The sequence below is a fragment of the Aquimarina callyspongiae genome, from assembly GCF_034322225.1.
Taxonomy (GTDB): domain Bacteria; phylum Bacteroidota; class Bacteroidia; order Flavobacteriales; family Flavobacteriaceae; genus Aquimarina.
On record NZ_JAXLPA010000002.1, the window covers coordinates 431,935 to 445,197 of the forward strand.

The following is a 13,263-nucleotide window of genomic DNA, read 5'->3' on the forward strand; positions in this document are numbered from 1 at the left end:
TTCTAACGTAACGTATAGTAGGAATCCATAGATACTAATAAAGCAATGAAAAAGAAAGTTTTATTTATAGATAGAGACGGAACCATTATCAAAGAAACGGTTGATGAGCAGATAGATGCATTTGAAAAGATGATATTTTATCCAAAAGCATTTACATATCTAGGAAAAATCGCCGAGGAACTAGACTATGAACTAGTGATGATTACTAATCAGGATGGTTTGGGTACAGATTCATTTCCAGAAGAAACGTTTTGGCCAGTACACAATTTTATCATGAAATCTTTTGAAAACGAAGGAGTGACATTTGATAAAGTGTTTTTGGATAGAACTTTTCCTCATGAAAACGCGAATACGCGTAAACCAGGAACAGGATTATTAACCGAATATTTTTCTGACGAGTATGATCTTGAAAACTCTTTTGTAATTGGAGATCGATTAACCGATATGGAACTTGCAAAAAACCTGGGATCAAAAGGAATTTTTATCAACGATAATACAAACCTTGGAACAGGAGAAATTACAATAAAGCAGGAAGAATTGGGTGATTACATCGCCTTAGAGAGTAATGATTGGCAAAAGATTTATGAATTCTTAAAGTTAAAAGATCGCATAGCAGAAATTTCAAGAAAGACGAACGAAACAGATATTTATATAAAACTTAACCTGGACGGAACAGGGAAAAGTAATATCAGTACAGGATTAGAATTTTTTGATCATATGCTAGATCAAATCTCACGTCATGGGCAAATGGATCTTGATGTTCAAGTAAAAGGAGATCTCGAAGTAGATGAGCATCATACAATTGAGGATACGGCCATTGCTCTTGGAGAGGTTTTTAGTAAGGCATTAGACAATAAGCTAGGTATAGAACGCTACGGTTTTTGTTTACCAATGGATGATTGTCTTGCACAAGTAGCAATTGATTTTGGAGGTCGCAATTGGTTAGTTTGGGATGCTGATTTTAAAAGAGAAATGATTGGCAAGATGCCAACAGAGATGTTCTTTCACTTCTTTAAATCATTTACAGATGGAGCCAAGGCCAACTTAAATGTAAAAGCCGAAGGAACTAATGAGCACCATAAGATCGAAGCAATTTTTAAAGCCTTTGCAAAAGCTATTAAAGTAGCAGTAAAAAGGGATCCTGAGAAAATGATTTTACCAAGTACAAAAGGAGTATTATAAAATTTGAAATTAGAAAACAGAAATTTGAAATATGGAAAGTAAAAAATGTGATTCTCAAAATTTCTACTTTCCGATTTTATTTTTCGTATTTATATTATGAAATGAACCATAATAATGAAGTTGATATTGACTGAAATAATTATTGGTGAATTACATCTGACCTCTAAAAAAATAAATATAAACAGATGAAAATAGTAATCATAAATTACGGAGCGGGAAATATTCAATCTATCAAGTTTGCTATACAGCGATTAGGATATGAAGCGGTGTTGAGTGATGACCCAGAAGAAATTAAAGCAGCAGATAAAGTAATTTTTCCTGGTGTAGGAGAAGCAAGTAGTGCTATGAAAAAACTGAGAGCGTCAGGATTAGATGCTTTAGTTCCACAGTTAAAGCAACCCGTTTTAGGAATTTGTCTTGGGATGCAATTAATGTGCAATTATACAGAAGAAGGAGATACAAAGGGATTAGGGATTTTTGATACCAATGTTATAAAATTTAATAGCGGTGTTAAGGTGCCTCAAATAGGATGGAATCAAATAGAATCATTAGATTCTTCATTATTCAAAGATATTAGCGAAAAAGAATATATATATCTGGTACATAGTTATTATGCACCATTAACCAATGAAACGATTGCTCGATCAAATTATGGAGTAGCGTATAGTACTGCGCTGCGTAAAGATAATTTTTATGGAACTCAGTTTCATCCTGAAAAAAGCAGTGTAGCTGGGGAACAAATACTAAGAAATTTTCTTGAAATGGGAAATTAGAAAAACGAAATTTGAATTTATGGAAGATATGAAATTAAGGACAAAACGTTTTACTATAGATTGTTGGAGGCTATGTTCACAATTACCTAAAAGTAGAGAATATAATAATCTAGTATTTCAATTGTTGAAAAGCTCCAGTTCTGTAGGTGCTAATTGGAGAGCTTCACAAAGACCAAAATCAACAGCAGATTTTATTAATAAACTAAAAATAGTAGAAGAAGAAACAGATGAATCTAGTTTTTGGCTAGAAGTTCTAATTGAAATTATGGAACAAGATACATCCGAAGCAAAACGTCTATGGAAAGAATCTGATGAACTATTAAGAATTGTAGTTGCTTCTATTAAAACAGCAAAAAATAACTGATAATTAAAAACTCTTATTTCAACTTTCTAAATTTCTAATTTATAATATGAGAATTATTCCTGCAATAGATATCATCGACGGTAAATGTGTTCGCCTGTCTAAAGGAGATTATAATACCAAAAAAATATATAATGAAAATCCACTTGAAGTAGCAAAGGAGTTTCAAGATTCCGGAATTCAATATTTACATTTAGTAGATTTGGATGGTGCTAAGTCAAAACATATTGTCAATCATAAAGTTTTAGAACAGATTGCAACAAAAACAAACCTGAAAATTGATTTTGGTGGAGGCCTTAAAACAGATGAAGATTTACGAATAGCTTTTGAATCTGGAGCAGATCAAATAACAGGAGGAAGCATCGCCGTAAAAGATTCGGATACATTCGTATCCTGGTTGCAAAAATATGGTTCGGATAAAATCATTCTGGGAGCAGACGCTAACAATGAAAAGATCGCAGTAAGTGGATGGCAAGAAGAAAGCGATAAAGATCTGATTCCTTTTATCCAGGAGTATCAAAAAGAAAAGGTAAGTTATGTGATTTGTACTGATATAAGTAAAGATGGTATGTTAGAAGGTCCGTCGTTTGAATTATACAGGAGAATTCTAAAAGAAACAAATAACTTAAAACTAATAGCTTCTGGAGGAATTTCGACATTTGATGAGTTACCAAAATTAGCAGAAATAGGTTGTGAAGGAACTATTATTGGTAAAGCTATTTATGAAAATAGAATTAGTTTAAAACAATTAGAAAACTTTATAATTAGTAATAATGGTTAAAGATGAAATAACTTGGAGTGATTTTGCAAAGATCGATATTAGGATTGGAACCATTCTTACAGCAGAGATCTTTAAAGAAGCCAGAAACCCTGCATATAAGTTAACTATTGATTTTGGAGAAATAGGAATTAAAAAGTCATCTGCTCAAATCACTAAATTGTATCAACCAGATGATATTATTGGTAAACAAGTAGTAGCAGTAGTTAATTTTCCACCAAAACAAATTGCCACTATAATGAGTGAATGCTTGATTCTTGGTGGATTAGGAGAAGATAAAGAAGTAATATTACTTCAACCAGAAAGAAAAGTTACTAACGGAACACAAATAGCCTAATATGCTTACTAAAAGAATCATACCTTGTTTAGATATTAAAAACGGAAGAACTGTAAAAGGTGTTAACTTTGTAGATCTTCGAGATGCTGGAGATCCAGTAGAGTTGGCAGATATTTATTCTAAAGCTGGCGCAGATGAGTTGGTGTTTTTAGATATTTCGGCAACAGAAGAAAGAAGAAAAACATTAGCAAATTTAGTACTTAAGGTAGCAGAGAAAGTGAATATACCATTTACCGTTGGTGGTGGTATTTCTTCGATAGAAGATGTAGATATTTTATTACAGAATGGTGCTGATAAAGTATCTATAAATTCTTCAGCAGTAAAAAACCCACAATTAATCAATGATCTGGCAGCCAAATTTGGAAGTCAATGTATAACCGTTGCAATTGATGCAAAACTAATTGATGAAGAATGGAAAGTACATCTGGTTGGAGGAAAAGTACCTACAGAATTAAATCTATTTGATTGGGCAAAAGAAGTAGAAGAGCGGGGTGCAGGAGAGATTTTGTTTACCTCAATGGATAATGATGGGACCAAAGATGGTTTTGCAAACGAAGCCTTGGCCAGACTTTCTACAGAATTAAATATACCGATCATAGCTTCGGGAGGAGCAGGTAACGTTCAACACTTTATAGATACTTTTAAGGAAGGAAAATCTGATGCAGCTTTAGCAGCCAGTGTTTTTCATTTTAAAGAGATAGAAATCAAAGATTTAAAAGAAGAACTAAAAAACAATAATATACCAGTTAGATTGTAAAAATCTATAATATTCTGGCTTATGCCAGAATTGAGAAAAAAATAACAAATCGAATTAAAAAGATTCTAGCTCACTCTGGAATAACAATATAGATGGAAATAAATTTCAATAAAAATAACGACGGATTGGTGCCTGTAATTATTCAGGATGCTTCTACTAAAAATGTATTAATGTTAGGCTATATGAATGAAGAAGCCTATCAAAAGACGGTAGAAACTAAAAATGTAACTTTTTTTAGTCGATCAAAACAGCGATTATGGACCAAAGGAGAGGAAAGTGGTAACTTTTTACGTCTGGTAAATATAAAAAATGATTGCGATCAGGATACTTTATTAATTACAGTAAATCCTGTAGGACCAACTTGTCATACAGGATCGGATACTTGTTGGAATGAAGACAACAATCCATCTTTTGGTTTTTTATCAGAACTTGAAAATGTTATACAAAGCAGAAAAGAAAATCAAGAAGACGAAAAATCCTATGTAGCTTCTTTATTCAGGAAAGGAATAAATAAGGTAGCTCAAAAAGTAGGAGAAGAAGCTGTAGAAGTTGTTATAGAAGCAAAAGATGATAACGAAGAACTGTTTTTAAACGAGAGTGCAGATTTGTTATTTCACTACTTGATTTTACTTCAGGCAAAAGGGTATAAGTTGGAAGATGTTGTAAACGTATTGAAATCAAGAAGCTAAAAAAATATAATTCAGATTAATTAATAACTAAAAACCACCCGAAATGGGTAGGTGGTATTGACTACTAAATATATAGATTTGCCGAGATTTATCGTTTCTTCAATTTGGTTAGAAATCAAAAAGATATTTTTTTTAAAAGCATCTTTTTAGAAGAGCAAATTGCTGGTTAGGGTACTATCTGGGGAAAACAAAAAGTATAGTTATTAAAATTTCAAATTATATATTAAAATGAAACAAGTAAAAGCAATTTTAATTGTAGGTTGTTTGTTTATTGGTGTATTGGGGTATACACAGGAAGAAGGCTTATTTTCATCTATTAGTTTTAAAGAAGGATTGAATGGAAATAATTCAAAAAAAAGATTTGAAGTTGATGACTTCAATGGGTTTCCAAAAGACTTAAGTTCTTCAAAACTATTTTTCATCGAGATTGATAAAGATGATATTAGAGGTCAATATTCTGTATTATTTGGTCCTTTTTATAGAGGGATAAATAGAAATCTAATAAAAAAAATAAAGAAAAAGTATCCTTATGAGTTTGAATCCTTTCCAAAAGAATATCAATCCAAAACCAAAAACTTTTTTCTAGATAAAGGTTTTAAGTATCGATTACTTATTAATTCTAGCTGGCACATGTTTGAAAAAGATCCAGCTGTAAATATCACAAGTATTCCATCTTGGAAGCAGTATTTTTCTTTAGCAATTCAAGATATAGAAAGCGGAACTATTTATGGCTTTGAAGAAGATTATATTTATATGATATACATAAACAAATTTATTAAGCAAATACGCGGATAGCCTAATATAAAGGATTATAGATTATTCAAAAATTAAAAGAATATACTTTTTATGATAATCTTCTCTTCTATGAAGTTTTACTCTTTCGATTTGATTTTTCTATATACTTTAATTTTCAAAAAAACTTTAAAACAATTTTTTTTTAAAAAAGTGCAGTTTTCGGGTAACAAATATCTGAACAACGACACTTACAGTAAACCAAATAATTTTGAAATATAAAATACAACTATTTTCACTACTAATTATTGTTTTCAACTTTCAGATTATCTATTCACAATGTGATCTTACAGAGACGATATCTGTTTGTAATATGGAAAACATAGATTTCGATAACGATACAACACCAGACGGAATTATTAATTTGTATGATGAATATACAGCAGCAACTGGATTAACAATTCAAAATGGAGTATGGTCCGTAAATCCAAACTACACTATTGCATTAGATCCAAATACAGGTAATGTTTCTTTATGGGCATTACAATTTTCAACAGAAAATGATACTATCGATGAATACACTTTTCAACTTCGTAATGGGGATTGTGGTGATGTAGTGGCCCTAACAGTCAATCTAATTCTTGGTCCTTTTTCTGGAATAGCACTTCCTCCAGGACCTAATGACGCTAATATAGAAATATGTGATGAAGAAGGTTTAAACTTATATGAAGCGTTAGCTTCAGATGAAACGATACCTTCTCCACACTTAAATGGAGAATGGGTTTATGTAGGAAATAGCTCTGGACCAGGATTTGAAGGGAGTTTTATTTTGGACGGATCTTCCTTTTCAGCTTCAATACCATATCAAGAAGGGCTTCCACTTGTGGATCAGGAAGTTTTTGAATTAAAATATGTAGTACCTGGTATTGCTCCTTGCGACCCTTTCCAGGAAACAACAGTTAAGGTTTCAGTAGTAAGGCAGGTTGAAGCAGGAACTGCTACTAGAACATTTATATGTGAATCAGACATTAGAGCTGGTTTATACGATGATGATATTGACCTGAGAGATGATCAATATCTTGCAGATGAAGATATTGAAGGAGGATGGCTTTCTGATTTAGATATAACTGGACAAATTTCTGACCCAGGAGATTCTATGATCAATATTAGAGAAATATATGATGTTTTAATTGATAATGGTAATAATCTTCGTTTTGGATGCCAAGATTATGAATTTACGTATGAAGTAAAAAAACGTTCAGCAGTATGTTCTGATGATAGTGAAACGGTTACTTTTTCAATTTATGAGGAACTTAGGCAATTTGAACAAAAACCAGAAGTACCAGAATTATGTGCTAATAGAGAAGATGCTCAATTTGATCTTTATGATTTAATAGCATTTGCTGAAGAAAACAATCAAAGTTTTGAGTATAATAATGATGATTATGTGAACTGGAGATTGGTTTCAGGACCATCCGATCTTAATGTTACCAGACAACCTGCAATAAACGCTTATAGAGGAACAATTAACCTGACTAATGCAGAAAGAGGAACTTATGTTTTTGAATACGGAGTTCATCCATCAATTAATTGTCCAATACCAGGAGTTCATTGTAACCCTTTTGCAGTAGAGGGAGAATCAGATTATTGTTCTTCAATTTGTGCAGTGTTAACTACAGAAATTACAATCGTTGTGTTAGGTTTTGATTATGCAGGAGAAAATACAACAGTTAGTCTTTGTGAATCCATAGAAGAAGTTGATCTTAGAAGTTTATTAAGAGCTAATAGTGGTAATACCGTTGTAGATACTGGAGTATGGACAGATCAAGATGGAAATATAATTGATAACACATTCGTTTTTCCGGATAGTGAAATATCACAAACATTTACATTTACTTATACAACAACAAGTGCTGATAATTGTATTGATGTTGCTGATTTGACAATTACGATTTTTAAAGAATCAAATGCAGGAATAGATGTAGTAACTCCAATTTGTTCAGATAGTTTAATAGTAACCTTATTTGATCAACTAGAAGGAGATCCTGATCCAACAGGTACTTGGATTGGACCTTTTGGATATGAATCAGAAGGTCATTTAGGGGTTTTTGATATTAATGATAATACATTACCAATTTTGGGTCCTGGAGAATACGTATATACAGTACCTGGTAATGAAGGATGTCCAGATCCTGATAGCGCTACAGTTACAATCGAAATAGTAGATCCAATTGAAATTGGAAGTGATAGAAACTTTACCTTTTGTAAGTTAGAAGGACGTGTAAACCTATATTCATTATTAGACGTAGATACGGTAAGGTTTGGAATTTTTGAGGATACTGATAATACCGGAGCTCTAAGCCCTGAAGGTGTACTTGAATTTGAAACATTAACCAATAATATATATAATTTCAGATATGTAGTGGCCAATGAACTACCCTGCGATGAATCTGCGCTAAACGTTGCCGTACAAATTGTAGACTTACCAATTCCAGTAGTTCCAGATCAGGAGTTTTGTATTCTAGATGCTAAACGCCTTGATGATATCGAAGTAGATGTATTAAATTATAATTGGTATGATTCTTTGGAGAGTGATATACCCATTATTAATAATCCTATACTTTTGGATAACCAGATATTTTACATTGCTAATGTAGATGCCGATAATTGTGAATCTGAAAGATTAGCAGTATCTATTAATATTCTTAATACTGGAGAGCGATTTTCTAATGGTGAGTTTTGTACCCTTGATTTTCAGGATGGTGTTTCGCCGGATGGAAACAATCAAAATGATACTTTTGATCTACTTATAGAAGGTGTTTATAACATTCCAGAGGCACTCCCTGATTTTGAATTAAAAATTTATAATCGATATGGCGGTTTGGTATATAACGGTAATCGCAATACTGAAGAATTTAGAGGAGAAAGTAATGTGTCACTTCGATTAGGAGATGACCTTCCTTCAGGAACGTACTTCTATATATTTACTCCCAATTTTGAGAACAATCTACCTATCCAAGGAAGTTTTTACCTAAGCAGATAAACAATGAGATCAAGTTTTTTTATAATTATAGCAATTGTTTTCTGCTCAGTAGCCTATGCTCAGCAGGAACCACAATATTCACAATATATGTATAACATGAGTACAGTTAATCCTGCTTATGTTATAGATCAAAGCGGTATGATATCTACCGGTGTGTTATACAGACAACAATGGACCGGTATACAGGGGTCGCCCAAAACAGCGAATGTTTTTGGTAATATCCCGTTGGGAGAAAAAATAGAATTAAGTGTTAACTATGTAAATGATAGAACTGGGGATGCCATACCTGTAAATAATGATTTCTTTAATATTGATTTTGCATATATTACTCGAATTTCTGAGCAATTTAAATTGTCTTATGGTCTTAAAGCGGGAATAAATAATTTTAGAATTGATGCTTCTGGATCTGATGTGGCTGATGATCCGGCATTTGCCCGCACTTCTCAAACAAAACTAACTTTTGGAGCTGGATTGTTTTTATTTAGTCATAATTTTTATGCAGGTATATCTTCGCCCAATTTATTACCTAGCGATATTAGTGTTGGTAATATTGGAGTTTCAGAATCAAAAACACATTTGTACGCTGTCTCAGGATTTATTTTTGATTTAGTAGACGAAGTTAAGCTTAAACCATCATTAGTAATTAAACAAGTTTTAGATTCTCCGTTAACATTTGATGTTTCTTTAAACTCCTTGATTTATGATAAGTTCGAATTAGGAGTTTCTTATCGTTATGATGATTCTTTTATAGCATTAGCAGGTTTTAATATTACTAATAACCTAAAGATTGGTTACTCTTATGATTTTAGTGTGAGCGACCTGAGTGGATTTAATAACGGAAGTCATGAAGTTATTTTACTATACAATTTTGACTTCTTAAAGTTCGGTAATAAATATACGTCTCCGAGATTTTACTAAATTATGAAATGTGCCATATCTAAGAAGTTGATATTAATGAAAAGGATTACTGGCAAATTTCATCTGACATCTAAAAAAATAAAACAAACAGATGAAAACTAAAATAGTTATAGTATTAGCATTGCTAATCACACAAGTTTCATTATCACAAAAAAAGAGTAGAGGAGATCGTTTCTTTGAAAAAGGAGACTATATTAATGCTATTATACAATACGAAGAAGAGTTAAATAGAGAAGGGTATGAAAAGGATATATTAAAAAATATTTCTACCTCTTATTATAATACTTTTCAATTCAGAAAGACATATCGATATCTAAAACTTTTGACTTCTGGTAGATTTTATGAGAAGGATAAATCATATCATAATAGGTTTAATTTTATGATGTACCAAACGCTTTCTGCTTTGGGTGAGTATGAAAAAGCGATTGAGTTTTTAGCGGTGTATGAAAAGAATAAAACAAAACTAGATATCAACAAATCTGAAGTTATTGAAACTATAGAAAGGTTTAAATTAAAAGAAGATGATTATGCGATAAAGGAATGGGGTTTTAATTCTAAACGATCAGATTTTGGAGCGGTAAAAAGAGATAGTCTTATTTATTTTACTACAGATAGAAACCCAAATGGTTTTATGGATAAGAACTATAAATGGACACATCGTCCTTTTTTAGATATTTATAAAATAAAAGTGGATAGGAAAAATACATCTTCAGGAGAAGCTACACCAATTTCTAAAGAAATTAACTCTAAGCTACACGAAGGAAATTTTTGTTTTTCTTCTGATGGTAATACGATATATATATCCAAAAGTAATTCAGAACGAGGTAAAAAGAAATTTGATAGTATTAGAAATAATGCCATTCATTTATACAAAGCAAATAAAGCAGATGGAGAATGGACAAAACCAGAGAAACTAGATTTTAATGATATTAATTATTCGATAGAACACCCATCATTAAATTCTGATGGAACCAAGTTATATTTTGCATCCAATATGCCAGGTGGTTATGGAGATTTTGATATTTATTATGTAGCTGTAAACTCTGATGGTACGTATGGTAAACCAGTTAATCTTGGAGATAAAGTAAATACGGCTAATAGAGAGCAGTTTCCTTTTATCTCAGAAGAAGGACATTTATTCTTTTCTTCAAATGGACATTTAGGATTAGGAATGATGGATATTTTTGTTTCAGAATCAAAGGAAAAACAGTTCACAACTCCAGTTAACTTAGGAGCTCCTATAAACTCTAGCTTTGATGATTTCTCTATGACTTATTATAATAAGACGGATGGTTTTTTTGCTTCTAACAGGAAAAAATTAGATGATAATATTTATACATTCAGTCAAACCGGAGAAATTTTTATAAAAGAATATATTGCGCGCTTTGAGATTAAAGACTTTGCTACAGATAATTATATTTCTAATGCAAAAGCAATAATCTATAGCAGAGATAAGGAAGTAGTTTATGAAAATCAATTAGACTCTATTTCAGCTTTTGAATTTAATATATTACCAGGAAGATATGATTTTAAAGCATCTGCAAATGGATATGAAACAAAGATCAAATCCATAGAAGTAAAAGAAAAGGATAATGAAACTTATATTGTATATCTAGAAAAGAAAAAAGAAGAGATACAACCTTCTGATGAAAAAAATGATGATATAGCAGTAAATAAAGATAATCCTAAGAGCAGAGATAAAGCTAATAATGTAAAAACAAGTAAAAATAAAGAAGAGCTGACAAAAGCAAAACTTAGAGCAGCACTTCTAGCAGATAAAACTGGCCCGCCAGTAATAGAGAGAAATGGTAAACTTTATTTTGACTTACCTCCAATTTATTTTGATTATGATAAGTGGAATATTCGAGCTGATTCTAAAAAAGTACTGGATGAATTTGCATTAAAACTAGATAAATATAAAACAGTATATATCAAAATAAGTGCTCATACAGATAGTAGAGGAACGGATAGTTATAATCAGGTTTTATCAGAAAAAAGAGCAGAATCAACACGTAATTACTTAGCTCTAATTGGTTATGTTAATGCCAGAAGAATGAAATTTGAAGGTCATGGAGAATCAAAGCCTCTTATCGATTGTGATAACAAAGTGTGCTCAGAAAAAGAACACCAAACCAATAGGAGGAGTGAATTCGAGATTATCAAATTTTAATTTATTATTGATTAAACCTAAGTTACTAATACAACAGATCTGGTTTTTCTGATGATTTGATTATTAGACTCTAATTTTTTAAGTCCTCTGGAGATAGCTTCTCGTGAGAAATTAAGATCTGTAGATATTTCTTGTATCGGAATTTTTATTTCTAAACTATTTAAAAAAGAAGATTTTAATTTTAAATAATTAAATAATCGACTTTCTAGAGACTCAGTTATAAATTGTTTAATTACACCTAGTATAGATGTATAATGCAATGAATATGAGCAAATCATCACTTTTTCAAATTCAGGATAAGTATTGCGTAGTTCTACAGCTTTTTCATTAGAAATTGTAATTATAACAGAATCTTGAATTACAACACTAGAAAATTCCAGGAGATAATCATTAAATAAATTTGCATGGCTTACAATACAGGCTTTACTACCTTCTAGGTGATAAAGGAGTATTTTTTTATTTTCATATTCGATAAATAATTTAACCAATCCTGATAACAAAATATAAGTTTCAGTATGAGTATTATCATGATAGAGAAGTTGTTCTCCACTAGAATGGTGATAAGTAGTTCCGTGTTCTTTTAAAACGGCTATTAATTCTTTTGAAAATGGGGTATTGTTGGCAAAGTTGGTCATATTGCAATTATTTTGGGCTTTAAGAATGGACAAAATACGATCTAATGATTTTCAGGTCATTAAAAAGTTATTTTTTTTAAAACTAGAACTATAAGTTTTAGTTATGATATTTAAGAATACGTTCTTTAAAAAGAGAATTAAAGTTTAGGCAATCAAAGCTATTGATCTTGGTTTTCCTATAACTTTGTTTTCATTTTCTAACCTTTTAAGCACTCTGGATATAGTAGCTTTAGAAGTATTGAGGTCACTTGCTATTTCTGTTCGAGAAATCTTTATGTTCATATCGTTGTATATAGAAGCTTTAGTTTTTAGATAATCAAATAAACGATCATCTAATGAATGAATAGCTAGATTTTTGACTGCTAATAACATTTGTCTAAGATTATATTCGTGAGAATTGACAATTGTTTTTTTTAACGATAAATATTGTTCAGACCATTCTATGATTTTAGAATTAGACACCCACAATAATGTACTCTCTTCTACAGCCGTTACAGAAACAGGAACAGAAAATTGATATTTTGTTTTTATAAAATTAAGAACAGGATTATTGTTCATTTGTATATGATATAGCATCAATGAATTATCTGCTTCTTCAATATGAGCTTTTAATAAACCTTTGGTAAGAAAAGCGGTTTGATCGATTTTCATATTTTGTGAAACTACAATATCACCAGCTGCATATTTCTGTTGAGAAGCATTAGATGTAATTAAAGAGAGTAAATCATTTTCTATATTCAACATTGGTTCTAACTGCATAAAAATGTAATTTAATGTATTCTGTTTTATAGGCGCAAATTCCCTGTTCAATTTAGTGAAGTTGTTTGATAATTCCTTACAGAAGAAAACGCTAAGAGGAAAAAATAAATATTAGAGTAGGATATAATT

General features: G+C 31.1%; 13 protein-coding genes. 11 read left to right on the forward strand and 2 right to left on the reverse strand.

The genetic code is table 11. From position 1 onward, the window contains the following. Window positions 1–45 precede the first annotated feature (45 nt). The 11 genes from hisB to U0D62_RS09055 all read left to right on the forward strand — a co-directional run bounded on the left by hisB (window position 46) and on the right by U0D62_RS09055 (window position 11,740). Window positions 46–1,182 (forward strand): bifunctional histidinol-phosphatase/imidazoleglycerol-phosphate dehydratase HisB, encoded by a 1,137-nt coding sequence (gene hisB, locus U0D62_RS09005; protein ID WP_322286937.1) that lies wholly within the window; start codon window positions 46–48, stop codon window positions 1,180–1,182. Window positions 1,183–1,367: 185 nt separating this feature from the next. Beyond that, the gene (gene hisH, locus U0D62_RS09010) at window positions 1,368–1,955 is read left to right on the forward strand and encodes an imidazole glycerol phosphate synthase subunit HisH (RefSeq protein WP_322286938.1); all 588 of its coding nucleotides are present in this window, start codon (window positions 1,368–1,370) and stop codon (window positions 1,953–1,955) included. A gap of 19 nt (window positions 1,956–1,974) precedes the next feature. After that, complete coding sequence (locus U0D62_RS09015) at window positions 1,975–2,319, forward strand: four helix bundle protein (RefSeq protein WP_322286939.1); 345 nt, start codon at window positions 1,975–1,977, stop codon at window positions 2,317–2,319. 46 nt (window positions 2,320–2,365) lie between these two features. After that, the gene (gene hisA, locus U0D62_RS09020; RefSeq protein WP_322286940.1) at window positions 2,366–3,097 is read left to right on the forward strand and encodes a 1-(5-phosphoribosyl)-5-[(5-phosphoribosylamino)methylideneamino]imidazole-4-carboxamide isomerase; all 732 of its coding nucleotides are present in this window, start codon (window positions 2,366–2,368) and stop codon (window positions 3,095–3,097) included. Continuing rightward, window positions 3,090–3,431 carry a tRNA-binding protein gene (locus U0D62_RS09025; protein ID WP_322286941.1) on the forward strand — a complete coding sequence of 114 codons (342 nt, stop codon included), beginning with the start codon at window positions 3,090–3,092 and terminating at the stop codon, window positions 3,429–3,431. The genes hisA and U0D62_RS09025 overlap by 8 nt, the downstream gene beginning before the upstream one ends. Window position 3,432: 1 nt before the next feature. Then, window positions 3,433–4,188 (forward strand): imidazole glycerol phosphate synthase subunit HisF, encoded by a 756-nt coding sequence (gene hisF / locus U0D62_RS09030; protein WP_322286942.1) that lies wholly within the window; start codon window positions 3,433–3,435, stop codon window positions 4,186–4,188. 92 nt (window positions 4,189–4,280) lie between these two features. After that, the gene (gene hisIE, locus U0D62_RS09035) at window positions 4,281–4,877 is read left to right on the forward strand and encodes a bifunctional phosphoribosyl-AMP cyclohydrolase/phosphoribosyl-ATP diphosphatase HisIE (RefSeq protein ID WP_322286943.1); all 597 of its coding nucleotides are present in this window, start codon (window positions 4,281–4,283) and stop codon (window positions 4,875–4,877) included. 228 nt (window positions 4,878–5,105) lie between these two features. Next, window positions 5,106–5,672, forward strand: a complete 567-nt coding sequence (locus U0D62_RS09040; protein ID WP_322286944.1) for a hypothetical protein — start codon at window positions 5,106–5,108, stop codon at window positions 5,670–5,672. A 310-nt stretch (window positions 5,673–5,982) separates the two neighbouring features. Continuing rightward, on the forward strand, window positions 5,983–8,652 hold the full coding sequence (locus tag U0D62_RS09045) for a gliding motility-associated C-terminal domain-containing protein (protein WP_322286945.1): 2,670 nt from the start codon (window positions 5,983–5,985) through the stop codon (window positions 8,650–8,652). A gap of 3 nt (window positions 8,653–8,655) precedes the next feature. Then, window positions 8,656–9,570, forward strand: coding sequence for a PorP/SprF family type IX secretion system membrane protein (locus U0D62_RS09050; protein ID WP_322286946.1), 915 nt, complete (start codon window positions 8,656–8,658; stop codon window positions 9,568–9,570). 91 nt (window positions 9,571–9,661) lie between these two features. Continuing rightward, complete coding sequence (locus U0D62_RS09055) at window positions 9,662–11,740, forward strand: OmpA family protein (RefSeq protein ID WP_322286947.1); 2,079 nt, start codon at window positions 9,662–9,664, stop codon at window positions 11,738–11,740. 17 nt (window positions 11,741–11,757) lie between these two features. Here U0D62_RS09055 and U0D62_RS09060 read toward each other — a convergent pair whose 3' ends face one another. Then, window positions 11,758–12,375, reverse strand: coding sequence for a Crp/Fnr family transcriptional regulator (locus U0D62_RS09060; protein ID WP_322286948.1), 618 nt, complete (start codon window positions 12,373–12,375; stop codon window positions 11,758–11,760). Between the two features lie 144 nt (window positions 12,376–12,519). Next, entirely contained in the window at window positions 12,520–13,134 is a 615-nt protein-coding gene (locus tag U0D62_RS09065) for a Crp/Fnr family transcriptional regulator (RefSeq protein WP_322286949.1), read from the reverse strand. Between the last annotated feature and the right edge of the window lie 129 nt (window positions 13,135–13,263).